Raw genomic sequence first — 26,673 nt, forward strand, 5'->3', positions numbered from 1 at the left:
TTTGCAAGCCGACCGGACAGGAAAATGCACGCCCGCGCTGACGCTGCCGACACGGCCGCCGAGTCCAGCACTCATTGGCCCGACGATATTTTCGCGACCTTGCAACGCTTCGACGTTCGGCAGGTGCCCTACGTGCCCGACGCCGGCCATTCAAAGCTGATCCAGCGCGTGCTGGCATCGTCCACGATGCGCGGCATTCCGCTCACGACGGAGGAGGAGGGCGTGGCGCTTCTCGCCGGCGCCTGGACGGGGGGCCAGCGCGGCGTGCTGTTGATGCAGTCGAGCGGGGTCGGCAATTGCATTAACATGCTCTCGCTGATCCCGATCCTGCGCTTTCCCTTCCTCACGCTGGTGACGATGCGTGGCGAGTGGGGCGAGTTCAATCCATGGCAGGTGCCGATGGGATCGACCACGCAGGGCGTGTTCGAGCTCTCGGGTGTCAAGGTGCTGCGGGCGTCTAACGCAGCCGAGGTGCCGGCCGTGTTAGAGGCGGCGGCCGCGCAGGCCTATAACGCGCTCACACCCACCGCCGTCCTGCTGTCGCAGCGCCTGATCGGCGCCAAGGTTTTCACCAAATGAGCAAGGCCAATCTCCTCGACCGCCGTCAGGTGGTGTCCACGCTTCTCGCGGACCGCAAGGACGTGGTTGCGATCGGCGGCCTCGGCGCCTCCACCAACGACATGTGCGCGGCCGGCGATCATGCGCGCAATTTCTACCTCTGGGGCGGCATGGGCGGGGCGGCGATGATCGGGTTGGGCCTCGCTCTGGCGCAGCCAAAATTGCCGGTGCTGGTCATCACCGGCGACGGCGAGATGCTGATGGGCATGGGCAGCCTTGCCACTATCGGTCTGCAAAAGCCGTCCAATCTCTCGATCGCGGTGCTCGACAACGAGGCCTATGGTGAGACCGGCGGTCAGACCAGCCACACTTCCGTGGCCGCCGACCTCGTCGGCATCGCCAGAGCCTGCGGCATCGGAGACAGCCGGTCTGTGACGACCATGGCCGAGGTCGAGGCCTTCGCCAAATCCGTCCACGACGTCACGGCCGGGCCGCGCTTTGCCAATGTGAAGATCGACAGCGCCAATCTGGAGCGCATTTTGCCCAGCCGGGATGGGACTTACATTCTCAACCGGATCCGCGGCGACCTCGGCTTCCGCCCGATTTAGAACTTGGGATACCTCTAAGAGACGATTCTTGTAGGTTGCATCGCACCATTCGGCTTGACTTTTGCGTGGGTGAGTGCTTACTCACTAGCATGAGCTCATTGCGTATGACGAGCGACCTGAGGCGTCAATTGATCCTCGGCGCCGCAAAGCGTTGCTTTGCCCGACACGGCTATACCGGCACCACGACCAAGAGCGTGGCGGCCGCCGCTGCCATTTCCGAAGCGCTGCTGTTCAAGCATTTCCCGTCCAAGGCCGCGCTTTACGCCGAAATTCTCAGCGATGAATGCGAGGCGGACCCGGCGCTCATGGAGCTGCTCGAACGTGAGCCGTCGACCGCTACGTTGGTCGAAGTGATCCGCGGCATGGTCGGGCATTTCATGCACATCGCCGATGGCCCCGACCAGGAAGAGGCCCAGCGCCTGCGACTGATGACCACGAGTCATTTGGAGGATGGCGAATTTGCCCGGTTGCTATATGCCAAGATCGAGGCGCTGATCGGGGCGGCCTTCGTCGCCTCGCTCGAGCGTGCGGTTGCCGCGGGGGACGCGCGGCCATACAACGGCGAACCGCTCAACCTGTTCTGGTTTGCGCATCACACCGTGATGACGGCTGCGCTGACCAGGCTGCCGGCCACGCCGTGTCTCGCTTACGGCAAGGCGAACGACCTCGAGCGGCAGCTCTGTGAGTTTCTCCTGAGGGGTATCGGACTTAACGACGCCGCAATTGTTTCGCATTTGGGCCGCGATCAGGCCAGTTGTGCGGGCAAGACGGCGATTGCAGAAAGTGCATGACATGAACATCGTGACCGAACACAAGATTTCGGGCGAACCGATCGACAACAAGGCTCCCAAGCGTCCGGTCCGGCCGGTGCTCTGGTTCATCGTCGTCGGCACGCTTCTGGCCGTGCTCGTCGGTGGCCTCGTCTGGTTCAATTATTTCCGCGGCCAGATGATCAAGCAGTTCTTCGCCAACAACAAGCCGCCGCCGGTCGCGGTCAGCGCCGCCGAGGCGAAGTCCGAGGTGGTGCCGAACCTGTTGACCGCCGTCGGTGGTCTCGCCGCCGTGCACCAGGTCGACGTCAGCGCCGACGTCAACGGCCGTGTCACCGAGATCAAGTTCGAGCCGGGCACGCATGTCGAGGCCGGCACACCGCTCGTGCAGATGTTCGACGCGCCGGAGCAGGGCGACCTCGCCAATTACAAGGCGCAGGCCACCGTCGCACAGCTGTCGCTCGATCGCGCCAAGCAACTGGCGTCGCGCCAGTTCGGGCCGCAGGCAACCGTCGACACCGCGCAGGCCGCGTACGATCAGGCGCAGGCGGGTATCGCCAAGACCGAAGCGTTGATCTCGCAGAAGCTGGTCCGCGCGCCGTTTTCCGGCGATCTCGGCGTCCGCAAGGTCGAGGTCGGCCAGTATCTGACCGCCGGCACGGCCATCGTTTCGCTGACGGATCTGTCGGAGCTGTGGGCCAACTTCACGGTGACGGAAAAGGACTCGGGCAGCCTCAAGGTCGGTCAACCGGTCCGGCTGAAGGTCGACGCCTATCCCGGCCGCACCTTCGACGCCAAAATCACCACGATCGAGCCGCAGATCTCGACCGACACCCGTAACATCCGCGTGCAGGCGACCATCGCTAATCCGGAGAAGATCCTGAAGCCCGGCATGTTCGTGACCACCACGGTGGTGCTGCCGGACAAGCCGGCCGTAGTCACCGTGCCGGAGACGGCGGTCGACTACACGCTGTACGGCGACTCGGTGTTCGTGATCACCGAGAAGAAGGAAGCCGACGGCAAGACCAGCCTGAGCGCGGTGCGCACTTTCGTGCAGACCGGCAACCGGGTCGAAGGCCGCGTCGAAATCGTCAAGGGCGTGAAGCCGGGCGACAAGGTCGTCGCCGTCGGCCAGCTCAAGCTGCAATCGGGCGCGGCGGTGTCGATTTCGACCGACCCGGCTCCGCAGATCCCGGCGCAGCCGCCGCGCTACTGACATCGTACACGTTGCAGCATGATCCGGCACGGCCGGGTCACGCGCTTTGCAAGTCAAAGAAATCGAGATCGCCGCGATGCGCTTTACTGATATTTTCATCAAACGCCCAGTCCTGTCGGTCGTCGTCAGCCTGCTGATCCTGCTGATCGGCCTGCGCGCGGCGACGACGCTGCCGATCCGGCAATATCCGAAGCTGTCGAACACGGTCATCAACATCACGACCGTCTATCCGGGCGCGTCCGCGGACCTGATCCAGGGCTTCATCACCACGCCGATCGAGCAGGCGGTCGCCTCCGCCGAAGGTGTCGATTACATCACCTCGTCCTCGGTGCTCGGCACCTCGACGATCCAGGTCTACATCAAGCTGAACTTCGATCCGAACCAGGCGCTGACCGAGGTTCTGGCCAAGACGAACTCGGTCAAATACCTGATTCCGAAGGAATCCAACGATCCCATCGTCACCAAGACCACGGGCCAGACCACGGCCGTGATGTATCTCGGATTCTCGTCCGAAGAGCTGTCGGGCTCGGCGATCTCCGACTACCTGACGCGCGTTGTGCAACCGGTGCTGTCGACCGTCGACGGCGTCGCCTCCGCCGACATTCTCGGCGGCCAGACCTTTGCGATGCGGCTGTGGCTTGATCCTCTCAAGATGGCCGGCCGCAACGTGTCGCCTGCGGATGTCGCGACCGCGATCACTGCCAACAACTTCCAGTCAGCGGCGGGGCAGACCAAGGGTTATCTCATCGTCTCGAACGTATCGACGAATACGGGCCTGACCGACGTCAACCAGTTCAAGAAGATGATCGTCAAGGCCAAGGACGGCGGCTTCGTGCGGATGGAGGACATCGCCACCGTCGAACTTGCGGCCCAAAGCACGGACGCGAGCGTCGCCTTCAACGGCGAGCACGCCATCTTCATCGGTGTGCAGGCGACGCCGCAGGGCAACCCGCTGACGCTGGTCAAGGGCGTGCGGGCGCTATTCCCCGAGCTGGAGCGCAATCTGCCACCGTCGATGAAGATGAAGGTCGCCTACGATTCGACCAAGTTCATCCAATCCTCGATCGACGAGGTCGAGAAGACACTGGGTGAAGCCGTGATCATCGTGATCGTGGTGATCTTCCTGTTCCTGGCGTCGTTCCGTTCGGTCATCATTCCCGTTGTCACCATCCCGTTGTCGATGATCGGCGTCTGCACGCTGATGCTGGCGCTGGGCTTCAGCTTCAACCTGTTGACCCTGCTCGCGATGGTGCTGGCGATCGGCCTCGTGGTCGACGACGCCATCGTCGTGGTGGAAAACATCCATCGTCATCTGGAGGAAGGGAAAACGCCGGTCCAGGCGTCGCTGGAAGGCGCGCGCGAAATCGTGGGTCCCGTCGTCTCGATGACCATCACGCTCGCAGCCGTGTACGCGCCGATCGGTTTCCTCGGCGGTCTGACCGGCTCGCTGTTCCGCGAATTCGCCTTCACACTTGCGGGCTCGGTGATCGTGTCCGGCGTGATCGCGCTGACGCTCTCGCCGATGATGTGCTCGGTGCTGCTGAAGAACACGGAAGAGGGGCGCTTCGCCAAGTTCGTCAACAAGGTGTTTGGCGCGCTGACGCGGTGGTACGGGCGCAGGCTCGACCGCTCGCTCGACTACAAGGCCATCACCGGCCTGTTTGCGGTGACCATCCTCGGGCTCGTCGGCTTCCTTTACATGCACACGTCGAAGGAGCTGGCGCCTGAGGAAGACCAGGGTATCGTGTTCGCGGTGACCAAGGCGCCGAAATACGCCAATATCGACTACGTCGATTTTTACGGCGAGAAGCTCGACAAGGAATTCCAGAAATTCCCCGAGACCGATCTGCGCTTCGTGCTGAACGGCATCAACGGCCCGCAGGGCGGTATCGCCGGCATGCTGCTCAAGCCCTGGGAGGAGCGCAAGCGCTCGTCGATCCAGCTGAAGTCGCTGGTGCAGGCCGAGCTTTCCAAGATCGAGGGCGTGCAGGCGTTCGCTTTCAACCTGCCGCCGCTGCCGGGCGGTCCGGGCGGCCTCCCGGTGCAGATGGTGATCAACTCCACCGCCAGCTTCCAGACTGTCTACGAACAGATGGAGAAGCTGAAGGCCGCCGCCCGCAAGAGCGGAATGTTCATCGTCTCCGACAGTGATCTTGCCTACAACCAGCCGAACGTGAAGGTGACGATCAACCGCACCAAGGCGCAGGATCTCGGCGTCAACATGCAGAACCTCGGCAGCACGCTCGCGGTGCTGCTCGGCGGCAACTACATCAACCGCTTCAACCTCGAGGGCCGTTCCTATCAAGTTATCCCGCAGGTGCCGCGCGGCCAGCGGCTCTCGCCGGAATCGCTCGCCGGCTACTACGTGACCACCAATACCGGCCAGCAGCTTCCGCTCTCGACGGTTGTTTCGATCGAGACCAAGACCGAGCCGAATTCGCTGACACATTACAATCAGCTCAATTCAGCGACCTTCTCGGCCGTGCCGATGCCCGGCGTGACCGTCGGTGCGGCGGTCGACTTCCTCGAGAGCGAGGCCAAAAACCTGCCGCAAGGCTTCAGCCATGCTTATCTGGCTGACAGCAGACAGTATGTGCAGGAAGGCAACCAGCTCGCGATCACCTTCGGCTTCGCGCTGATCATCATCTTCCTGGTGCTGGCGGCGCAGTTCGAGAGCTTGCGCGATCCGCTGGTCATCATGATCTCGGTGCCAATGGCGATCGTTGGCGCACTGATCCCGCTGTTCTTCGGCGTGGCGACCATGAACATCTACACCCAGGTCGGCCTGCTGACCTTGGTGGGCCTGATCACCAAGCACGGCATCCTGATGGTGGAGTTCGCCAACGAGCTCCAGATCAACGAGCGGCTCGATCGCCGCTCCGCCATCGAAATGTCGGCCCGTATTCGTCTGCGGCCGATCCTCATGACCACGGCCGCGATGGTGACGGGCCTGATCCCGCTCCTGACCGCGACCGGCGCAGGGGCCGCCAGCCGCTTCTCGATCGGTCTGGTGGTCGTGGCCGGCATGTCGATCGGCACGTTGTTCACGCTGTTCGTGTTGCCGGCGGTCTACGTGGTGCTGGCGACCGACCATCGCGCGGCGGCCGATTCCGAGCGGAACAAGCAGGTCAACGACCTCGACCTCAACGCCAAGGCGCTGCGGCCGACCTGAGGCCACCGATAAAGCGAACCCGAGGGCGGCAGCGGCCAATCCGCTGCCGCCCTTTTCTATTTGCCTCGGGGGCCCGGCTGCCATCAGGCTTTCCCGCGCTCGCGAGAGACAAGGTCCGGTCTTCTTGCTAGGTTCAGCGGGATGAGCCTTCCCCTCCATCCCGACACCCCGCAAGCACGGACGCTGCCGAGCGCCGCGGGGGATGGCGTCGCGTCCGGTACGATGCCGGGGCAGGGGATCAGGACGCGGCTGTTCGCCAAATATGTCGCGTTGTTCGTGGCCGTCGTCGCGATCGCGCTGCTGGCCAACGGCCTGTTCGAGGTCGTCTTTTATTATGGCGAGCACAAGGCCGCGCTGATCCGGGTTCAGCATGAACAGGCCGAGGCGGCCGCTGCCAAGATCGGTCAGTTCGTCAAGGAGATCGAGAGCCAGCTCGGCTGGACCACGCAGCTGCCCTGGTCGGTGGGGTCGCTCGAGCAGCGCCGCTTCGATGCGCTGCGGCTGCTGCGCCAGGTCCCTGCGGTCACCGAGCTCGCGCAGGTCGATGCGACCGGCAAGGAGCGGCTGCGGGTCTCGCGGCTTGCCATGGACGCGACCGACAGCGGGATCGACCTGTCGGAGGATCCGAAGTTTACCGAGGCGGTCGCGCACAAGGTCTATTACGGTCCGGTCTATTTCCGCAGGGAGTCCGAGCCGTATATGACCCTGGCGCAGGCTGGGTCGCGCAAGGATGCCGGCGTCACTATCGCGGAGGTCAATCTCAAGCTGATCTGGGACGTCGTGTCCCAGATCAAGGTCGGCGAGCACGGACACGCCTACGTGGTGGGTCCGGAGGGACGCCTGATCGCGCACCCCGATATCAGCCTGGTCCTGCGCAACACCGACATGTCTGGTCTCACCCAGGTGCGCGCCGCGCTTGCCGGAGGCAGCGCCGCGTTCGACCCGCTTTCCGAAGCGCGCAATCTCCAGGGACAGACGGTGCTGACCGCGTCGGCCCCGATCGCGCCGCTGCACTGGACCATGTTCGTCGAGCTCCCGGTCGAGGAGGCCTATGCGACGCTCTATGCCGCGTTGGAACGGCTTGCATTCGTGCTGCTCGCGGCGTCGATCTTCGCGGTGCTTGCCGGGATATTCCTCGCGCGCCGCATGGTCGGGCCGATCCAGGCGCTGCGCAGCGGTGCCGAGCGCATCGGCAGTGGCGATTTCTCCCAGCGCATCTCGATCCGAACCGGAGACGAACTGGAGGGGCTCGCGGACCAGTTCAATGACATGGGCGAGCGCCTGCAGGAATCCTATGCGGACCTGGAGAAGAAGGTCGAGGTGAGAACCGCCGAGTTGACCGAGTCGCTCGAGCAGCAGACGGCGACGTCGGAAGTGTTGCAGGTCATCAGTTCGTCTCCGGGCGAACTCGCACCGGTGTTCCACAAGATGCTCGAGAATGCCACACGAGTCTGTGGCGCGAGTTTCGGCGTCATGAATTTGTGGGATGGAGAGAATTTCACAATTGCTGCGGACTACAATGTGCCGCCTGCGTTCGCGGCTTCGCGGAAAGATATGGCGATCCGTCCCCATCCGGAGAGCGCGCTTGCCGTGGTCGTCAGAACACGTCAAGTCGTCCACGTTCACGATGTGCAACAAACTCCGGCCTATCTTGCCGGAGGTCCGACCATTCGTGGAATCTCAGACGTCGCCGGCGCCCGTACGATCGTAATCGTGCCCATGATGAGGGAAAGCGAGCTGATCGGAACCGTCGCGGTTTATCGCAAGGAGGTCCGGCCGTTCACCGACAAGCAAATCGCGTTGGTTGAGAACTTCACGAAGCAAGCCGTCATCGCCATCGAGAATACGCGACTGCTGAACGAATTGCGCAAGCGCACGACGGAGCTGTCGCAATCCCTCGACGATCTTCGCACCGCGCAGGACCGCCTGGTCCAGACCGAGAAGCTCGCGTCGCTCGGCCAGCTCACGGCGGGAATCGCGCACGAGATCAAGAACCCACTCAATTTCGTCAACAATTTCTCGGCGGTGTCGACCGAGTTGATCGACGAGCTCAACGAGGCGCTGCAGGCGGCCTCGCTCGACGGCAAGACGAAGGCGGAGGTCGACGAGCTGACTGGCATGCTCAGGAGCAACCTCGAAAAGGTGGTGCAGCACGGCAAGCGCGCCGATTCCATCGTCAGGAACATGCTCCTGCATTCGCGCGAGGGCTCCGGCGAGCGCCGTCCGGCGGACATCAATGCCATCGTCGAGGAAAGCCTCAACCTCGCCTATCACGGCGCGCGAGCCGAGAAGCCTGGCTTCAACGTCACGATAGAGCGCGGCTTCGACCCCGCCGCAGGCATGGTCGATATCTATCCGCAGGAAATTACGCGAGTCGTCCTCAATCTGATCTCGAATGGCTTCTACGCCACTGCCCAGCGCAAGGAGAGCGCCGCAGACGCCTTCGAGCCCACCCTGCGCGCAGCAACCAGAACGCTCGGCGACAGGGTCGAAATCCGCATTCGCGACAACGGCACCGGGATCCCGTCCGAGGTGAAGGAGAAGATGTTCAATCCCTTCTTCACCACCAAGCCGGCCGGCGAGGGCACCGGGCTCGGCCTTTCCATGAGCCATGACATCGTGGTGAAACAGCACGGCGGCACGATCGACGTGAACACCGCACCAGGCGTATTCACCGAATTCATCATCACCCTGCCGCGCGTAATGGCGGCGGACGGCACTTCCGGAGGCAAGACTTGAACGTTTACATCCTGGTCGTCGATGACGAGCCCGACGTCGAGGCGCTGTTCCGGCAGCAGTTTCGGCGCGATTTGCGCGCCGGCCGCTTCCAGATGGAATTCGCGTCGTCGGCACCCGATGCGCTGAAGCTCGCCGCCGAGGTGCGCGATCCCTCGTTGATCCTGATTTTGTCCGACATCAACATGCCCGGCATGAGCGGGCTCGACATGCTGCCGAAGGTGCGTCTTGCGCATCCGGACGTTCCCGTCATCATGATCACCGCCTATGGCGACGCCGAGACGCGCCGGAAGGCGATCGAGCGCGGCGCGGTCGCACTCCTCACCAAGCCGATCGATTTCGCGCTGCTGCGGCAGGAAATCGACACAAGGCTCGAGAAAGCCGCATGACCGCGACCATCCTCTTCGTCGACGACGAGCCGGATCTCGAGGCGTTGGTCCTGCAAAAATTCCGCAAGCAGATTCGCGATGGGTCGGTGACCATCATGTTCGCGCGAGACGGCGTCGAGGCGTTGCAATCGCTCGAGCAGAATCCGCATGTCGACATGGTGGTCTCCGACATCAACATGCCAAGGATGGATGGGTTGTCGCTGCTGGCGAAGCTCCAGGAAGCGGACGACAAGAAGTCCACCATCATCTTGTCGGCCTATGGCGATATGAGCAACATTCGCACTGCGATGAACCGCGGCGCGTTCGACTTTCTGACCAAACCGATCGATTTCGCCGACCTGGAGATGACGATCGAGAAGACCATCCGCCATATCGAGATGCTGCGGGAGGTGCGGCGCCGCCAGACGGAAGCCGAGCGCGCTCACGCCGCGCTCTCGCGTCATTTCTCGCCCGAGCTCGCCAAGCGTCTGGCGGCCGGCGGTGAGAGCGAGGGAATCGAAGTGCAGTGGCGCGATATCGCGACCATCTTCACGGATATAACGGGCTTCACCTCGCTGGTCGAGAGTGCGCCGCCGGAGACGCTGGGCGCGCTTCTCAACGAATATGTCGGCGGCATGACCGAAATCGTCTTCACGCATGAGGGGACGGTTGCCAAGATCATCGGCGATGCAATCCAGGTGCTCTTCAATGCGCCCGGAGATCAGCCCGATTATGCGACGCGTGCGGTTGCCTGCGCGCACGAGCTCGACGCCTGGGCGGAGGATTTTTCCGCGCGCTGGAAGCCGAGAGGGGTGAATTTCGGCACCACCCGCATCGGCATTCACGCCGGGCCGGCACTGGTCGGAAATTTCGGCGGCAACCGGTTTTTCGACTACACCGCGTATGGCGACTCCATCAACATCGCGGCGCGACTGGAAGCCGCGAACAAGCATCTGGGCACGCGGATTTGCGTCAGTGCCGGCATCGCCGAGGCGGCTGAGAATTTTCGAGGTCGTCCCGTCGGGGAGCTAATGCTGCGCGGACGCAGCGAAGCGTTGCGCGCGTTCGAGCCGCTGACGCCGGCCCAATTCGCTGCGCCGGAAACGGCGCTGTATTCCGAAGCTTTTGCCAAGATGGAAGCCGGGGATGCCGCCGCCATGCCGGCTTTCGCGGCGCTGGTCGGCATGCATGCCGGCGATTCCCTGGCCGGCTTTCACCTGAAGCGCCTGCTTAACGGCGACAAGGGCATTCGCATGCAACTGGAATAGGAGTCCGACATGATTGGTGAATTCTCCGCCGGCAACTATCGTTTCATTCCGTCCGTATTCCAGTATTCGGCCGGTGCGGCCGCGGACGACGGCTATGAGATCGAGCGCGTCCGCTTCGACCGGCTGGTGCCGCTCGCCGAAGGCTTTGCGCTTGCCGCGAAGCATATCCAGGAGGCGGGGCGGCCGCTGACGGCCTTCTGCGCTTGCGAACTGCGGTCGCCCGCGGCCTTCAGCGAAGAAGGTTTTCGCGCGTTCAACCTGCACTATGTGAAGACGTTGTCCGAATGGGGCATCTTCGACGGCACCACCAATCCGGTGGCGCGCAGCAATGTCTGTCCAGAGATCGATCCACCGGCCGAGCCGTCGTTCTACGCGTTCTCCTTCACGCGGCCGACAAGCTCGAAGACGCCGAGCTTCGTGATTTCCGGCGGCGCCGAGGCGCGCGAGGGCGGCGGGACCTATGTCGAGCGCACCGTGCGCTACCGCGACCTCAGCCCGGAAGGCCTTCGCGAGAAGGTGCGCTTCACGACGACGTCCCAGATGGAGAACAGGATGACGGCCTTCGGCTTCGGCTGGAAGGACACGACCGGCGTGCAGGCCTATTCCGTGCACGACTTCCACCACGCGCTGGTCGACGAACTCGTCCGCCGCGGGGCGTTGCGGTCCGGCCTGACTTGGCACTATGCCCGGCCGCCGGTGGTCGATCTCGAATACGAGATGGATTGCCGCCGCGTGATGCGCGAGGTCGTGATCTAGCGCTGGCGTGGATCGAGCGCGTCGCGCAGGCCGTCGCCGAGCAGGTTCAGCGACAGCACCACGAGGAAAATCGCAAGCCCCGGCCAGATCGCCATCCACGGCGCCTGGGTCAGGAAGCGCTGCGCTGCGTTGAGCATGCTGCCCCAGGATGGCGCCGGCGGCTGCTGGCCGAGGCCAAGGAAGGACAGCGCGGCTTCGGCGATAATGGCGGCCGCAATCGACAGCGTCGCCTGCACCAGCAGCGCCGGCAGGATGTTCGGCAGGATGTGCGAGAACGCGATCCGCCACGGCGGATTGCCGAGCGCGCGCGCCGCCTCGACATAGTCCTCAGCCTTGACAACCAGCACCTGGCCGCGGGTCAGGCGGATGAAAATCGGGGTTGCCGAGATGCCGATCGCGATCATGGCGTTGCCAAGGCTCGGACCGAGGAATGCGGCGAGTGCGATCGCCAGGATCAGGAATGGGCAGGCCAGCATCGCGTCGGTCATCCGGCTGATCAGTGCATCGACGAAGCCGCCGCGATAGCCGGCAAGCAGGCCGAGCGGAACGCCGACGCCCAGAGCGATCGCCACCGAGGTGAGGCCGGCGAGCAGCGAGGCGCGAGCGCCGTAGAGGACGCGGCTCAGGATGTCGCGACCGAGCTCGTCGGTGCCGAACCAGTGCGCCGTCGTGGGCGGCTTGCGAACCAGGCTCCAGCTCGTCGCGATGGGATCGTAGGGAACGACGAGCGGCGCGAGAGCCGCGAAGCCGACGAACAAACTGATCATGACAAGTCCGAACACTGCGGCCTTGCGTTTGAACAGGCGCCGCCGGGCGCGACGCGCCGGGCTGTCCAGCTCGTCAGCTTGCGCGATGGGAGCAGCGGGCAGGGCGGCATCGGTCATGAGTCTAGCCCCGTAGCCGCGGATTGACGAGGATGTAGGCGACATCGGCAACCAGGTTCAGTGTGATGTAGACCGTCGCCGTCACCAGCACGACGCCCTGTACCACCGCGTAGTCGCGGTTGAACACGGCGTCCACGATCAGTTTGCCGAAGCCCGGAATGGAGAAGATCTGCTCAGTCAGAACCGCGCCCGACAAGAGCGTGCCGAGCTCGAGCGCGCCGAGCGTAATGATTGGCGTGAGTGCGTTGCGCATGGCGTGCTTGAGGATGACCGAGCGTTCGGACAATCCCTTGGCGCGCGCGGTGCGGACATAGTCGCTTTCCAGCACCTGCAGCATGGCGCTCCGGGTGTGCCGCATTAGGACCGCGGAAATTGCGTTGCCGAGCACGAAGGCCGGCATGATGGTGGCGGCGAGGCTCGCGCGCCAGTTCTCAGTCAACGGCACGTAGCCGGACGCCGGCAGCCAGCCGAGTTCGATCGAGAACAGGAAGATCAGCATGATGCCGAGCCAGAAATTCGGCGTCGAGATGCCCCACAGCGCGAACAAATTGGCACCATAATCCCAGACGGTGCCCCTTTTCACGGCGGAGACGATGCCGGCGGGAATGCCGATCAAGAGCGCGATCAACATTGCCATCGAGCCGAGCTGGAGCGTCACCGGCAGCTTCTGCGCGATCAGCTCGCGCACCGGCATCTTGTTGCGCAGCGATTCACCGAAATTGCCTGATAGAACGCCCTTGAGCCAATAAACGTACTGCACGGGGATCGGCTGATCGAGCCGGTATTGCTGGCGGATCTGCTCGATCACGGCGGGATCGCGCTCCTCACCGGCCATCACCAGCGCTGGATCACCTGGCAACAATTGCTGGAGCGAGAAGATCAGCACCGACACGAAGAACAGTGTCGGCACGATCTGCGCGATGCGGCGGGCGAGGAAGTTCAGCATGGCGCCGGCCGCGTGTCAGGCGAGGCCACGCTCACTTGAACTTCAGCCCGACCACGCGCACGAGGCCATCTGGCATCTGCTTATAGCCCTGGAGCTTGGTCGTGTGCGCAATCAGAAGCGTGCGGTGGTAGATGTAGATGATCGGCAAATCGTTGAGCACGATCCCGGTCAGCTTTTCGTAGATCGCCTTGCGCTCATCGAATTTGGCGGTCAGCCGGCCGTCTTCCATCAGCTTGTCGGCTTCCGGGTTCGAATAGACGCCATCGTTCTGCGGTGCCTTGCTGCGCATGAAGATGTAGGAGTTGCCGTCGGGATCGATGCGGCCGCTCCAGTTGATCTGGAAGATCTGGAACTCGCCGGCCTGGGCCTGCTTGAAGGTGGTCGCGAATTCGACCGCGCGGATCTTGATGTCGAAGCCCGCTTCCGCCGCCATCGACTGGATCACCTGGGCAACCGCTTCGTTCTCCGCGCCCTTGGGGATCATGTAGTCGACGGTCACCGGCGAGGTGATGCCCGCTTCCTTCAGCAGCGCCTTGGCCTTCGCGACGTCGCGGCCGTGGACCGGGAACGCCTTCTGGTAATAGGGATGTGTCGGGCTGACCCATTGATTGCCTGGGGTGAACTCGCCGTTAAAGACAACTTGGTTGAGAGCTTCGCGATCGATCGACAGATCGAGCGCTTGGCGTACTTTCGCCGACTGGCTGAGCGGCCCCTTTGCTTTGTCGTTGCCGATATTGACGGTCAGGCCGTAATAGCCGAGCTCCGGTGCCGTCGACAGCACGAGCCGCGAATCCGCACGCACGTCCTTGATGTCGGTGGCGAGCACGCGCTCGATCAGATCGAGTCCGCCGGACTTCAGGTTGGCAAGGCGCACCGTGGCGTCAACGATCGGCAGGAAGACCACCCGGTCGATATGGATGTTGTCCTTGTTCCAATAGTCGGCGAATTTTTCGAAGACCATGCGGTCCTGCTGCACGCGCTCGACGAACTTGTAGGGACCGGCGCAGACCGGATGCAGGCCGAACTTGTCGCCGGCCTCCTTGGCAGCCTTCGGCGACACCATCATGCCGGAGCGGTCGGTCAGCTGGGCGATCAGCGGGGAGTAAGGTGTCTTAAGCACCAGCTTGATGGTCAGAGGGTCTACGATTTCGACATGGTCGACGCTGGCGAGCTCAGACTTGCGGAACGAGGTCGGCAGCGTCATGTGACGCTCGATCGAGAACTTTGCGGCTTCCGCGTCGAGCGGCTCGCCGTCGTGGAATTTCACGTTGGGCCGGAGCTTGATAGTCATCTCCTTGCCGTCGGGCGAGGTCTCATGCGACAGCGCGAGCTGCGGCACGATGTTGAGCTTCTCGTCGATGTCGAACAGCTTGTCGCAGAAGGCGGAGAACACGATGCGGCCGACATAGGTGCGGCCGATGCTGGGATCGAGGATGTCAGGATCCTCGGCGATGCCGATGCGAAGTGTGGTCTGGGCTTGGGCCGCGCCTACGAGCGACGTCAGCAATGCCGACGCCAGGAGTGCCAAACGCATAGGACTCATCGCTCTCAACCTCTGTTTTACGGCTATGCCGGGTTCGTCCCCAATGAACTAACCCCGCTGCCGCGGACTGCTTCCGGGCCGCCGCTGAAGGCGGCGACCAATTTTTCGAGAACCGGGGAGAAGCCGCCGTCCGTTGGGACGATCGCCTCGGACGACGGCAGTTCCGACGTTCGGTGGCATGCCGTTGCATGTCCGATGCCATCCTGCACGAGCTGAGGCATTTCGTTGCGGCAACGGTCGACCACGTAGGGGCAGCGGGTGTGGAAGCGGCATCCCGGCGGCGGATTGAGCGCGCTGGGGATTTCGCCCTGCAGCACAATGCGGCTGCGCTTTGCCCGCGGTTTAGGCACGGGAATCGCGGACAATAGAGCCCGGCTGTAGGGATGACGCGGTGCGGCAAACAGCGCGTCCGCCGCCGCCGTCTCGACGATCTGGCCGAGATTCATCACCGCCACGTGGTCGGCGATGTGCTTGACCACCGCGAGGTCGTGCGAGACGAAAATGTAGGCCAGCCCGAGCCGGTCCTGCAGCTTGCGCAGCAGATTGAGGATCTGCGAGCGGATCGAGACGTCGAGCGCCGAGACCGGCTCATCGCAGATGATCAGTTTCGGCTCGACCGCGAGCGCGCGGGCGATGGCGATACGCTGGCGCTGGCCGCCGGAAAACTCGTGCGGGTAACGACGCGCCAGCCGCGGCTCCAGCCCGACCAGCCGCAGGATCTCCTCGACGCGTTCGCGCCGCCGGGCGGGCGGCACCAGATTGTGCAGCGCCAGCGGCTCGGTCAGGATCTGGCCGACGGTCATGCGCGGATTGAGCGAGGCGTAGGGGTCCTGGAAGATGATCTGCGCCTCGCGGCGAAAGGCGCGCAGTGCGCCGGCGTCGAGCGAGAGCAGATCGCGGCCTTCGAAACGGATCGTGCCTGCATCCGGCTCGATCAGCCGCAGCACCAGGCGGCTAACGGTGGATTTGCCGCAGCCGGATTCACCGACCAGCGCTAGCGTCTTGCCGGCATCGAGCGAGAAGGAAACGCCATCGACGGCTTTGACATGCGCCAGCGCCCGGCCGAACAGCGAACGCTCGGCGACGAAATGCTTGAGCAGACCCTGAACCTCGAGCAGAGCCATCACGACACCAGACGTTCGAGCGGGGCGCGCAGGCAGCGCGAGAGGTGGCCGGGGCTGACTTCGAGCAGCGGGGGCGGCGCCTTGGTGCAGGCGTCCAGCACGAAGGGGCAGCGTGCGGCGAAGCGGCATCCCGCGGGCGGCTGCATCATGTTCGGGACCATGCCCTCGATCGTGGCGAGCTGGTCGGCGCGATGGTCAAGCCGCGGGATCGAGCCGAGCAGGCCGACGGTGTAGGGATGCTGCGGCGCTGAGAACAGCTCGTCCACCGGCGCGCGCTCGACGATCTCGCCGGCATACATCACCGCGACCTCGTCGCAGACTTCGGCGACGACGCCGAGATCGTGGGTGATCAGGATGATGGCAGCGCCGCTCGCCGCCTTCAATTCGCGCATCAGCTCCAGGATCTGCGCCTGCAGCGTGACATCGAGCGCGGTGGTCGGCTCGTCCGCGATCAGCAGCCGCGGGTCGCAGGCGAGCGCCATCGCGATCATGACGCGCTGGCGCATGCCGCCGGAGAGCTTGTGCGGATATTCGTCGATCCGCCGCTCGGGCGAGGGGATGTGGACGCGACGCAGCAGATCGATCGCCCGCTCGCGCGCACTCCTGCGCGAACCGCCGCGGTGGCGCAAAATCGTCTCGATGATCTGGTCGCCGATGGTGAAGCTCGGATTGAGCGAGGTCATCGGCTCCTGAAAGATCATCGCGAGCCGGTTGCCGCGGAGGTCCCGCAGCGTCTGGTCCGACGTCTTAAGCAGGTCGAAACCGTCGAAGCGGATCGCGCCGGAGATCTCCGCGCTCTGCTTCGGCAGCAGGCCCATGATCGCCAGCGACGTCACGCTCTTGCCGCAGCCGGATTCGCCGACGAGGCCGAGCGTCGCGCCATTGGCGACGCTGAGATCGACGCTGTCGACCGTATGGGTGACGCGGCCGTCGTCGCCGTGAAAACGAATGCGCAGATCGCTGATCTCGATGAGGGGGCTCGGGTTCATGAGCGTATTGCGCGCGCTGCGGCGATGCTGGCGTCGATGACGCTGCGATCGGTGTTGCCGGCAGGGTTCTGCCGGGTTGGCATGGAAACGCGGAAGTGGACCCAGAGTTCGTGGCTGACGCGCTCGAGCCGCTCGAGCTCGCCGAGCGGATCGGGATGATCGTCGGCGCGCAGGTCCAGCGCCGGCCATTCCTCCTCGCCGTGGATCAGGAGCGCGGCGGACTGCTTGCCGCGCTTGTCGCCGCCAGCGGCCTCGCCCGCGCGCAGCGCGGCAAGCAGGCGGCGCGGGAAGGGCAGGCTGTCATTGGCGATATAGGTTTTTGCGGTCTCGTCGAGCACGTCGGCGCCCGCGAGCATGTTGCCGGCGATCGAGAAGCCGCTGCCCGCAATGTGCCCGCACCAATCCACGCAGTCGCGCCCGGTATGCGCGGCAATCGCGCCGCTGGCGTCCATGATGTGAATCTGGCGGCTCTCGCGGCCGTCGTCGGTCGCGAGCAGGGCGGCCAGCACGTCGTGCGCGTTGAGGCCCTCACGCAGCAGCTTGACGCCGTCGATACCGTAATAAGGATTGACGAAAGCCTGCGTCGCGATGGCGCCAAGGCCCGCCGCGATGTAGGGGACACGCGCGCCGACGGCGAAGAAGCGCGTGGCAACGGCGATGCCAAACTGGCCGGTAGCAGAATCGCGCGCGATGATCGACCAGGTCATGTGCTGCCTTTAGCGTCCTGCGGCGTAGCCCTGCATGCCGCGCGGATTGGCGGCGGCGCGGCGGCGCGGACCGACGCGCGAGGCCGCGGTGAGGCGGCCTTCGGACCAGTCCGGACCGACCTCGACGATATGTCCGCGCTCACGCAGGTTCTCGATCGTCGCCTTCGGCACGCGGTTCTCGATCACGAGCACGCCGGGGCGCGCGGTGCGGGGCCAGAACGAGATCGGGAAATGCTCGGAATGCCAGGCCGGCGCGTCGATCGACTCCTGGAGATTGAGATTGCAGTGGACGTGTCGGAGGAAAAACTGCGTGATCCACTGGTCCTGCTGGTCGCCGCCGGGCGAGCCCCAGGCGAGATAAGGCTCGCCGTCGCGCAGTGCCATGGTCGGCGACAGCGTGGTGCGGGGCCGTTTGCCCGGCGCGAGCGAGCTCGGTTGGTTCTCCTCCAAATCGAACATTTGTGCGCGGCTGCCGAGGCAGAAACCCAGCTCGGGAATGACAGGCGAGGATTGCAGCCAGCCTCCCGACGGCGTCGAGGACACCATGTTGCCGACCTTGTCAATGATGTCGAAATGCACGGTGTCGCCGCGCACCTCGCCGAAGCGCCCCACGGTTGGCTCGCCGGCGCCGAGCGCGCCGACGGCCTCGCGCTGGCCCTCAGCTCGGCGCAGCTTGACCACGCCGCCAAGGCCCTCGACCGTGCCGGGCCGGAGATCGAGCGAAGCTTTCTCGGTAACCAACTTACGACGTTCGTCGTTATAGGCATCTGACAGCAGCGTTGCGATCGGGATTTCGCTGAACTTGGGGTCGCCGTAGAATTTTTCGCGATCGGCAAAGGCGAGTTTTGCGCATTCGATCTGGAGATGGATGAACTCCGGTCCGGTCGGATCGAGCCCATCGAGGGCAAAGCCCTTCAGCAGCGCGAGTTGCTGCAGCGTCACGGGACCCTGGCTCCAGACCCCGGCCTTGCAGACCGTGTAGCGGCCATAATAGTAGGTGAGCGGAGCCTCGACCGTCGGCTGCCAGCGCGCCATGTCGTCGGCCGACAGCACACCGCGATGCGGCGAGCCGCTGACGTCCATCACGTCCTGCGTCCGGCAGAATTTGTCGATGGCTTCCGCGACGAAGCCCTGCGACCAAGCCTTGCGTGCGCGCTCGATCTCGGCATCGCGGCCGCCGCCGCCGCTTTCGGCCTCGCTCAGGATTCGCGCATAGGTCGCCGCAAGTGTCTTGTTGGTGAAGAGCGTGCCGGGCTTTGGCACTTCGCCGTTCGGGAGATAGACGGCGGCCGATGTCGGCCAGTGCGTGCGGAATAATTGCTCGACGGTCTGGATCGTGGCGCAGGCGCGCTCGACCAGCGGATAGCCGTCGCGCGCATAGGAGATCGCGGGCTCCAGCACATCGCGCACGCGCATCGTGCCGTAGTCACGGAGCAGCATCATCCAGGATTCGAAGGTGCCGGGGACGCAGGCCGCGAGCAGGCCGGTGCCGGGCACCATGTCGAGGCCTTCGCTCTTGTAATGCGCGATGGTGGCGCGGGCCGGTGCCGGGCCCTGGCCGCAGATCACCTCGGTGCGGCCGCGCTTCACGTCGTGCACGATGATCGGAACGTCGCCGCCGGGGCCGTTCAGATGCGGCTCGACCACCTGGAGCGTGAAAGCGGTGGCGACGCCGGCGTCAAAGGCATTGCCGCCCTTTTCCAGAATGGCCATCCCGATAGCGGTCGCGATCCAGTGCGTGGTCGCAACGACCCCGAAGGTGCCTTCGATCTCGGGGCGTGTCGTGAAGGGATCGGGATTGACGATGCTGGCCATGGACTACCTCATTTGCGGCGCGCGCAATTGATCACAGGGCCAGGCCGCCGCCAAATGCGCAAGGCTGCATGGCACGCGCGCGTCACGCCGGTACCGGCGCGGTGTTGACCGCGTGGCAGGCGACGCCGTCGATCAATTCAGGTGCTTCCCTACGGCAGAGATCGAACGCCAGCGGGCAGCGCGGATTAAAGGCGCACCCGGACGGCGGGTTGATCGGGTTCGGGATCTCGCCCTTCAGGGGGATGCGCTGGCGGCCGCTCATGGCAAGATCAGGCACGGCGCCAAGCAGCATCTTGGTATAGGGCATGCGCGGATGGGCAAACAGCTCGCGCCCTTCCGCGATCTCGACGATGCGGCCGAGATACATCACACCGACGCGGCTCGCCATGTGGCGGACGACGGCGAGGTTGTGGCTGATGAACATGTAGGTCAAGCCGAACTTGTCCTGGAGGTCGCGCATCAGGTTCAGGATCTGCGCCTGCACGGAGACGTCAAGCGCGGAGGTCGGCTCGTCGCAGACGATAAACTCCGCGTCGGAGGCGAGCGCGCGCGCGATCGCGATGCGCTGACGCTGGCCGCCCGAGAATTCGTGCGGAAATTTCAACCTGTCGTCGGGATGCAGGCCGACGAGGGTGAGAAGCTCTCCGACCCGCGCCTGGATGTCGCGCTCGCCCTCGATCAGGTCGAACGCGCGGATTGGCTCGGAGATGATGGCGTCGACTCGGAAGCGTGGGTTCAGGCTCGCATAGGGATCCTGAAAGATCATCTGGATGCGGCGGCGCAGTTTCCGCCGCGCCTGGGCCTGCCGCGGATCGGTCATTGAGATGCCGTCGATCAAGACGTTGCCGGAGCTTGGCGGCAGCAAGCCGACGACCATCCGCGCCACCGTGGTCTTGCCCGAGCCGGATTCGCCGACCAGTGCAAAGGTCTCGCCCTTCCTGATGTCGAAGGTGACGCCATCGACGGCCTTGAGATATTCGAGCTGCCCGCCTTCGAGCATGCGGTTGAGCCAGGGTTTCGAGACGTCGAAGACGCGGCGCAGATTCGTGGCCTGGATGAAGGGAGCGCTCATGCCGCGCTCTCCGCCGGCACGCCGTCATAGAGATGGCAGGCGACGGCTTGCGTGCCGCGCGGCAGCGGCTCCGGCCTCTCCACGCGGCATCGGTCGAATGCGAATGCGCAGCGCGGATTGAACGAACAGCCGCGCGGGATCGCCGACAGGCGCGGCATGGAGCCGGGGATCTGCACCAGACGCTTGTCGTCGCCGGCAAGCGTCGGGATCGCTCCCATCAGGCCCTTGGCGTAGGGGTGCAGCGGGTTCCTGACCACGTCCTGCACCGGACCGATCTCGGCGACGCGGCCGGCATACATCACCGCGACCCGGTCGGAGGTCTCGGCGATCACGCCCATGTCGTGGGTCACCAGCATCACCGCAGTGCCGTGATCGCGGCCGAGACGCTTGATCAGCGAGATGATCTGCGCCTGCACGGAAACGTCGAGCGCGGTGGTCGGCTCGTCGGCGATGATCAGCTCCGGTTCGGCGCAGATCGCGAGCGCAATCACCACGCGCTGGCGCATGCCACCGGAGAATTCGTGCGGATAGCCGTCGATGCGCTTTTCCGGAGCCGGGATTCCAACTTCGGCGAGCAGGTCGATGGCTCGGCGGCGGGCGGCGGTCTCGGACAGGTTCAGATGCGTTCTGATCGTCTCGATAAGCTGGTCGCCGACGCGGTAGAGCGGATTGAGCGAGGTGAGGGGGTCCTGGAAGATCATGCCGATCCGTTTTCCCCGGATACGGCGCAGCTCCTCTGCCGGCAAATTGTCGATGCGCAGGCCCGCAAGGCGAATCTCGCCGCCGGCGATGCGGCCCGGCGGATCGATCAGGCCGATCACAGCCAAGCCCGTGACGGACTTGCCGGCGCCGGATTCGCCGACCACGCCGAGTACCTCGCCCTTGGCGATGTCGAAGGAGACGCCATCGATGGCGCGTAGCGTGCCGCGGCGGGAGGCGAACTCGACCTGAAGATTACGCACGGAGAGGATGGGGTCGGTCATGAGCGAGACGCTCTCATCCAGGTTTTGCTCATCCGAATCATGCTCATCCAAGTCTCGCTCATCCGAGTCTTGCTCATCGAAATGTCGTTCATCGGAGCTTCGGGTTGAGCGCGTCGCGCAGCCAGTCGCCGAGCAGGTTGATCGACAGGATCAGGGCAGCGAGCGCGATACCAGGGAAGGCCACAATCCACCATTCGCCCGCGAACAGGTAGTTGTTGCCGATGCGGATCAACGTGCCGAGCGAGGGCATTGTGTCGGGCAGGCCGACGCCAAGGAAGGACAGCGTTGCCTCGGTGATGATGGCGAGCGCAAGGTTAATCGTGGCGATGACCAGGATCGGACCCATCGTGTTTGGCAGCACATGGCGGAACATGATCTTTGGTGCGGGAAGGCCGATCAATTGCGCGGCCGCCACGTAATCCTTGTTCTTCTCGACCATCACGGAACCGCGCACCGTGCGGGCATACCCGACCCAGAAACTCAGGCCAATCGAGATCACCAGCACCACCAGCATGCTGGTTGCATCCAGCCGGTTGCCGAGGATCGATTTGGCGATGCCGTTGACCAGCAGCGCGATCAGGATGGCGGGAAAAGTGAGTTGCACGTCGGCGATCCGCATGATCACGCCGTCCACCGCGCCCCCGAAATAGCCGGCGACCAGGCCAAGCGCGATGCCGAGCGCGCCGGCGAAGATCACGCCGGCCACGCCGACGGCGAGCGAGATGCGCAGCCCGTAGAGAATGGCGGAGAACACGTCGCGGCCCTGCTCGTCGGTGCCGAGCAGGAACGGGCTCTGCCCCTCGGCGGTCCAGAGCGGTGAGATCCGGGAATTCATCAATTGGAGCTGTGCCGGATCGAACGGGTCCTGCACCGCGAGCGCGGAGGCAAAGATCGCGAGCAGGAAGAACAGCACGGTAATGACTGCCGCCACCATGGTCAGCTTGGATCGGCGAAACGAATAGAAGATGTCGCTGTTGAGTGCGCGACTGAACCAGCTGCGGGCGGCATGCGTCGGCAGCGTGCTCGGCTTGTCAGGATTTGAGGCGACCACTTCGGACATACAGGCTGCCTTATGTGGCGCGGCCGACGGCCGCGCGCAGGCGCGGATCGACGACGGTGTAGAGGATGTCGACCACCAGATTGATGGTGACGAAAATCAATGAGACCATCAGCAAGTAGGCGGCCATAATCGGGATATCGACGTTTTGCACGGCCTGCACGAACAGAAGTCCCATGCCGGGCCATTGGAACACGGTTTCGGTGATGATCGAAAATGCAATAACCGAGCCAAACTGCAGGCCGGCTACCGTGATCACGGGAATCAGCGTGTTCTTCAGCGCGTGGCCGAAATGAATGGCACGGGTTGTCAGCCCGCGGGCGCGGGCAAAGCGGATATAATCGGTCCGAAGCACTTCCAGCATCTCCGCGCGCACCAGCCGCATGATCAGGGTCATCTGGAACAGGCCGAGCGTGATCGAGGGCATGATCAGCGCCTTCAGGCCCGACAATGTGAACAGGCCCGTGGTCCACCAACCCAGCTTGACGACTTCGCCCCGGCCGAACGAGGGCAACCAGCCCAACGTCACTGCGAACAGGTAGATCAGAAGGATGCCGATCAGGAAAGTCGGCAGCGAGATGCCAATCAGCGAAACGGCCTGGAATAATTTGGCGAGCAGGGTGTCGCGCCTGAGCGCCGAATAGACGCCCATCAGGATGCCGGAGACCATTGCAAATACGGTCGCGCAGATCGCAAGTTCCAGCGTTGCCGGCATACGCTCCATCAACAGCGTCGAGACCGGCTGGCGGAACTGATAGGAGACGCCGAACTTGAATTGCGCCGCATCGGCGAAATAGCGCACGAACTGCACCGGCACGGGATCATCGAGGCCCAGCGACTTGCGCACGGCGGCGCGTTCGGCCGCCGGCGTATCAAGCGAGACGATCTGGTTGATGGGGTCGCCGGCGAAGCGGAACATCGAGAACGCGATGATGCCGACGGCGAACATGACGCCGATGGCCTGAACGGCCCGGCGAAGAGTGAAAGCGAGCATGCCTTCCACTTTCCTTGAGTGTGCGTCTGGCCGACGTCTTTGTCAGCCGAAAAAGGAAAGGTCCCGATAGCCTGACGCTGCCGGGACCTTGTGTTCAACTGACGCTATTCCTTCTTGGTCGCCCAGTGGAACATGACCAGATTGTCGGCGCGCTGCGGCAGGTTGACCTTTTTCGATACGCCCCAGGCCAGCGCCTGCTGGTGCAGCGGAATATAAGCCCAGTCCTTGATGCTGATCTCATACGCTTGCTTGATCAGCTGGTTGCGCTTTGTGGTCTCGGTTTCGACCAGCACCTTGTCGGTGATGGCGTCGAATTCCTTGTTGCAATAGCCGCCGAGATTGGCCTCGCCGCGCGATGATTTCGCATCGTCGCGACAGCCCATGATGTCGTAGAGCACGTTATGGGAGTCCATCGTGCTCGGCGTCCAGCCCAGCATGTAGAACGAGGTCTGATAGCCGCCCTGCTTCAACACCTTGGCGAAGTATTGCGCCTTGGGCTGCGCCAGCAGATTGATCTTGACGCCGATGCGGGCAAGCATGCCCACGACGGCCTGGCAGATCGCCGCGTCGTTGACGTACCGATCGTTCGGGCAATCCATGGTGACCTCGAAGCCTTCGGGGTACCCGGCCTCGGCCAGGAGCTTCTTGGCACCATCTGGATCGAACTTCGGCCGGGTGAACTCCTTAGACAGCACGAACAATTCCGGAGCGATCATCAGCGCCGAGGGCGTCGACAGCCCGCGCATCACCCGCGTCTTGATCAGCTCGATGTCGATCGCTTTGTAGAAGGCTTCGCGGACCTTGACGTCCTTGAACGGGTTCTTGCCCTTGATGTTGGAGTAGAGCAGCTCGTCACGCGTCTGATCGAATCCGATGAAGATGGTGCGCAACTCAGGGGCCTTCAGCACCTGGGCATTCGGGCTCGCATCGACGCGGGAGATGTCCTGGATCGGCACCGGCTCGATCACGTCCACTTCACCCGAGAGCAGCGCGGCGACGCGGGTGGCATCGGACGAGATCGGGGTGAAGATAATCTCCTTCAGATTACCTTCCATCTTGCCCCAGTAGTTGGGATTGGCCTTGAACACGGTCTTCACACCGGGCTGATGGCTTTCGATGATGAAGGGACCGGTGCCGTTCTCGTGAAGCGAGGCATAGCTCGGAGAGGTCGCGGACACCGGCGTCGGCTCGACCGCTTTGTTCTCCTCAGCCCATTTCTTGTCCATGATGTACCAGACATCCCACGACGAATTTAGGATGGGATTGGGCGAGGGCAGGACGAAATCGACTGTGTAGTCGTCGACCTTGACGACCTTGACGTTGGGCGCCAGCCGGGTCTGCATGTTCGAGTTCTTGTTGCGGACGCGATCGGCGGAGAACAGCACGTCGTCGGCGGTGAAGGGGTCGCCGTTATGAAATTTGACGCCCTTGCGCAAATGGAAGCGCCAGCGGGTCGGCTCCGGTGTCTCCCAGCTCTCAGCCAGCGCCGGGATGATCTTCAGGTCCTTGTCGCGCGCGGTGAGGCCTTGATAGACGTGACCGAGATGAGCGTGCGTGGTGGACTCGTTCAGCGAATACGGATCAAGCGACTTGAGATCGCCCTGGTTGGCGTAGCGCAGCGTCTGGCTCGACGCCGGCGAGACCGCCAACGCAAGCATACTGGCGAGCGTCGCCGCAAACAGACTTCGTCCGACTGACATTCTTGACCTCTCCACTCGCCCGCACCGTCATTTTTGATTGTTCGGCGGGGCTGATCGAACCATGTTGCCCAGAGTTCTCGACCCGTGCAAGCGCCATTCCAGCAAGGAACGCGCCAAGTTGCACCGCTGTGCAGCAATGCTGACCGGCATGACGGGAGGACGGGCGCGGCCGCGGCCGATTTTGATTGACCATATCCGCCGATCGGGGAAGCCGGAGCGCCGCCACCGGCTTCAGGTCGCTTGCGTTGTACACCGCCTCGCGGCGATACTGCAGTAGGCCGCTCGAATCTCATCTGGAGGGGACATGAAAGTTAACATCGAAATCGACTGTACCCCCCTCGAAGCCCGTCAGTTCATCGGATTGCCCGACCTGGCACCAATGCAGACGGCGGTCATGGACAAGCTGCAGCAGCAGGTTCTGAGCAACATCGACAAGGTCTCGCCGGAATCGCTGATCCAGAGCTGGTTCACCTTCGATCCAAAGCTTGCCGAGCGATTTCAGGACATGTTCGTCACCATGGCCGGCCTCGGCGGCACGCGCAGCGGCGATAAGAAGAAATAATGCCGCCCGGTCCGGACGGGCCGCAGACCTCAGGCCGGCTTCGTCCGCCGGGCCTTGCTTTGCTGCTCGCCGAAGCCCGTGGGTTGCTCGAACTCAACGCCAGCCTGCTGCTGTCGCCGGTCCTGATGCGGGCGCCAAAAGGCGACGGCCATCCGGTGCTGGCGCTGCCTGGCTTCCTCGCCAGCGATCTCTCGATGGCGCCGATGCGGCGCTATCTCAGCGAGCTTGGCTATGAGGCACATGCCTGGCGGATGGGCCGAAATTTCGGCGGGTTCGGACGGATGCGGGATTCGTTGCGCGCCCGTCTAGCCGAAATCCATGCTGCGAGCGGCCGCAAGGTCAGCCTGGTCGGATGGAGTCTCGGCGGCGTCTATGCGCGCGATCTCGCGCTCCAGGCGCCCGACATGGTCCGCAATGCCATCACGCTCGGCAGCCCTTTTGCCAATGACATACGGGCGACCAATGCGACGCGGCTCTACGAGATGATGTCCGGCGAGCGTGTCGAGGATTTCGCCGAGCTGCGCGTGGCGATCGCCGGCGATCTTCCGGTGCCGGCGACGTCGATCTATTCGCGCGCCGACGGGATTGTGAACTGGCGGACCTGCTTGCTGCGTCCCTCCGACCGTGCCGAGAACATCGAGGTGCACCTGGCGAGCCATATCGGGCTTGGGGTGAATCCCGCGGCGCTGTGGGCCGTGGCGGACCGCCTTGCGCAACCGGAGGGAGAGTTCTGGCCATTTGACAGGGCAGGGCCGTTTGCCATTGCATATGCCCCGCCGGAACAGGCAGTATCGGCCTGACGAGAAGCGCCGCCTAAGGCGCCCGTCAAATACTCGGGAGGGAAC

At 63.8% G+C, this 26,673-nt stretch carries 23 protein-coding genes; 11 read left to right on the forward strand and 12 right to left on the reverse strand.

All coding sequences use genetic code 11. The features are described 5' to 3' along the window. The first annotated feature begins 24 nt into the window (after window positions 1-24). The 9 genes from AC0L3B_RS00915 (at window position 25) to cnbZ (ending at window position 11,452) form a co-directional block, all read left to right on the forward strand. A complete protein-coding gene (locus AC0L3B_RS00915) occupies window positions 25-579 on the forward strand; it encodes a sulfopyruvate decarboxylase (protein ID WP_018457054.1) in 555 nt (184 codons plus the stop codon). After that, entirely contained in the window at window positions 576-1,166 is a 591-nt protein-coding gene (locus tag AC0L3B_RS00920; RefSeq protein WP_085362286.1) for a thiamine pyrophosphate-dependent enzyme, read from the forward strand. Before AC0L3B_RS00915 ends, AC0L3B_RS00920 begins: the two co-directional genes overlap by 4 nt. 89 nt (window positions 1,167-1,255) lie before the next feature. Further along, window positions 1,256-1,957, forward strand: a complete 702-nt coding sequence (locus AC0L3B_RS00925; RefSeq protein ID WP_085352143.1) for a TetR/AcrR family transcriptional regulator — start codon at window positions 1,256-1,258, stop codon at window positions 1,955-1,957. A 1-nt stretch (window position 1,958) separates the two neighbouring features. Then, window positions 1,959-3,152: an efflux RND transporter periplasmic adaptor subunit gene (locus AC0L3B_RS00930; protein WP_018457051.1), complete on the forward strand. Its 1,194-nt coding sequence runs from the start codon at window positions 1,959-1,961 to the stop codon at window positions 3,150-3,152. Between the two features lie 76 nt (window positions 3,153-3,228). After that, window positions 3,229-6,324: a MexW/MexI family multidrug efflux RND transporter permease subunit gene (locus tag AC0L3B_RS00935; protein ID WP_026233289.1), complete on the forward strand. Its 3,096-nt coding sequence runs from the start codon at window positions 3,229-3,231 to the stop codon at window positions 6,322-6,324. Between the two features lie 141 nt (window positions 6,325-6,465). Beyond that, window positions 6,466-9,063, forward strand: a complete 2,598-nt coding sequence (locus AC0L3B_RS00940; RefSeq protein WP_247300240.1) for an ATP-binding protein — start codon at window positions 6,466-6,468, stop codon at window positions 9,061-9,063. After that, window positions 9,060-9,449: a response regulator gene (locus AC0L3B_RS00945; RefSeq protein ID WP_018457048.1), complete on the forward strand. Its 390-nt coding sequence runs from the start codon at window positions 9,060-9,062 to the stop codon at window positions 9,447-9,449. The genes AC0L3B_RS00940 and AC0L3B_RS00945 overlap by 4 nt, the downstream gene beginning before the upstream one ends. Further along, the gene (locus tag AC0L3B_RS00950; RefSeq protein ID WP_018457047.1) at window positions 9,446-10,696 is read left to right on the forward strand and encodes an adenylate/guanylate cyclase domain-containing protein; all 1,251 of its coding nucleotides are present in this window, start codon (window positions 9,446-9,448) and stop codon (window positions 10,694-10,696) included. The genes AC0L3B_RS00945 and AC0L3B_RS00950 overlap by 4 nt, the downstream gene beginning before the upstream one ends. A 9-nt stretch (window positions 10,697-10,705) precedes the next feature. Further along, window positions 10,706-11,452: a 2-amino-5-chloromuconate deaminase CnbZ gene (gene cnbZ / locus AC0L3B_RS00955; protein WP_085352145.1), complete on the forward strand. Its 747-nt coding sequence runs from the start codon at window positions 10,706-10,708 to the stop codon at window positions 11,450-11,452. On the opposite strand, the gene AC0L3B_RS00960 is transcribed toward cnbZ, so the two are convergent. The 12 genes from AC0L3B_RS00960 to AC0L3B_RS01015 all read right to left on the reverse strand — a co-directional run bounded on the left by AC0L3B_RS00960 (window position 11,449) and on the right by AC0L3B_RS01015 (window position 25,266). Further along, entirely contained in the window at window positions 11,449-12,336 is an 888-nt protein-coding gene (locus AC0L3B_RS00960; protein ID WP_247300237.1) for an ABC transporter permease, read from the reverse strand. The genes cnbZ and AC0L3B_RS00960 overlap by 4 nt on opposite strands. Window positions 12,337-12,340: 4 nt before the next feature. Continuing rightward, on the reverse strand, window positions 12,341-13,282 hold the full coding sequence (locus AC0L3B_RS00965) for an ABC transporter permease (RefSeq protein ID WP_018457044.1): 942 nt from the start codon (window positions 13,280-13,282) through the stop codon (window positions 12,341-12,343). A 31-nt stretch (window positions 13,283-13,313) separates the two neighbouring features. Beyond that, entirely contained in the window at window positions 13,314-14,825 is a 1,512-nt protein-coding gene (locus AC0L3B_RS00970) for an ABC transporter substrate-binding protein (protein WP_026233287.1), read from the reverse strand. A 23-nt stretch (window positions 14,826-14,848) separates the two neighbouring features. Beyond that, the gene (locus AC0L3B_RS00975) at window positions 14,849-15,949 is read right to left on the reverse strand and encodes an ABC transporter ATP-binding protein (protein ID WP_473379906.1); all 1,101 of its coding nucleotides are present in this window, start codon (window positions 15,947-15,949) and stop codon (window positions 14,849-14,851) included. Beyond that, window positions 15,949-16,938: an ABC transporter ATP-binding protein gene (locus AC0L3B_RS00980; RefSeq protein ID WP_473379907.1), complete on the reverse strand. Its 990-nt coding sequence runs from the start codon at window positions 16,936-16,938 to the stop codon at window positions 15,949-15,951. Before AC0L3B_RS00980 ends, AC0L3B_RS00975 begins: the two co-directional genes overlap by 1 nt. Then, window positions 16,935-17,645, reverse strand: a complete 711-nt coding sequence (locus AC0L3B_RS00985) for a DUF1028 domain-containing protein (protein ID WP_085362288.1) — start codon at window positions 17,643-17,645, stop codon at window positions 16,935-16,937. Before AC0L3B_RS00985 ends, AC0L3B_RS00980 begins: the two co-directional genes overlap by 4 nt. 9 nt (window positions 17,646-17,654) lie before the next feature. After that, window positions 17,655-19,460, reverse strand: coding sequence for a gamma-glutamyltransferase family protein (locus AC0L3B_RS00990; protein WP_473379908.1), 1,806 nt, complete (start codon window positions 19,458-19,460; stop codon window positions 17,655-17,657). Between the two features lie 82 nt (window positions 19,461-19,542). Next, window positions 19,543-20,532 (reverse strand): ABC transporter ATP-binding protein, encoded by a 990-nt coding sequence (locus AC0L3B_RS00995; protein WP_473379909.1) that lies wholly within the window; start codon window positions 20,530-20,532, stop codon window positions 19,543-19,545. Continuing rightward, window positions 20,529-21,515, reverse strand: a complete 987-nt coding sequence (locus AC0L3B_RS01000; RefSeq protein WP_085352225.1) for an ABC transporter ATP-binding protein — start codon at window positions 21,513-21,515, stop codon at window positions 20,529-20,531. The genes AC0L3B_RS00995 and AC0L3B_RS01000 overlap by 4 nt, the downstream gene beginning before the upstream one ends. A gap of 88 nt (window positions 21,516-21,603) precedes the next feature. Further along, on the reverse strand, window positions 21,604-22,575 hold the full coding sequence (locus tag AC0L3B_RS01005) for an ABC transporter permease (RefSeq protein WP_473379910.1): 972 nt from the start codon (window positions 22,573-22,575) through the stop codon (window positions 21,604-21,606). Window positions 22,576-22,585: 10 nt separating this feature from the next. Beyond that, window positions 22,586-23,566 (reverse strand): ABC transporter permease, encoded by a 981-nt coding sequence (locus tag AC0L3B_RS01010; RefSeq protein ID WP_473379911.1) that lies wholly within the window; start codon window positions 23,564-23,566, stop codon window positions 22,586-22,588. A 104-nt stretch (window positions 23,567-23,670) separates the two neighbouring features. Beyond that, window positions 23,671-25,266, reverse strand: a complete 1,596-nt coding sequence (locus tag AC0L3B_RS01015; protein ID WP_085362291.1) for an ABC transporter substrate-binding protein — start codon at window positions 25,264-25,266, stop codon at window positions 23,671-23,673. Between the two features lie 304 nt (window positions 25,267-25,570). On the opposite strand from AC0L3B_RS01015, the gene AC0L3B_RS01020 reads away from it, so the two are divergent. Both AC0L3B_RS01020 and AC0L3B_RS01025 read left to right on the forward strand, forming a co-directional pair. Then, entirely contained in the window at window positions 25,571-25,828 is a 258-nt protein-coding gene (locus AC0L3B_RS01020) for a DUF6489 family protein (protein ID WP_007593837.1), read from the forward strand. Beyond that, window positions 25,828-26,628, forward strand: coding sequence for an esterase/lipase family protein (locus AC0L3B_RS01025; protein ID WP_018457034.1), 801 nt, complete (start codon window positions 25,828-25,830; stop codon window positions 26,626-26,628). Before AC0L3B_RS01020 ends, AC0L3B_RS01025 begins: the two co-directional genes overlap by 1 nt. The last annotated feature ends 45 nt before the right edge of the window (window positions 26,629-26,673 follow it).

It is taken from the genome of Bradyrhizobium sp. Kon56 (genome assembly GCF_055807635.1).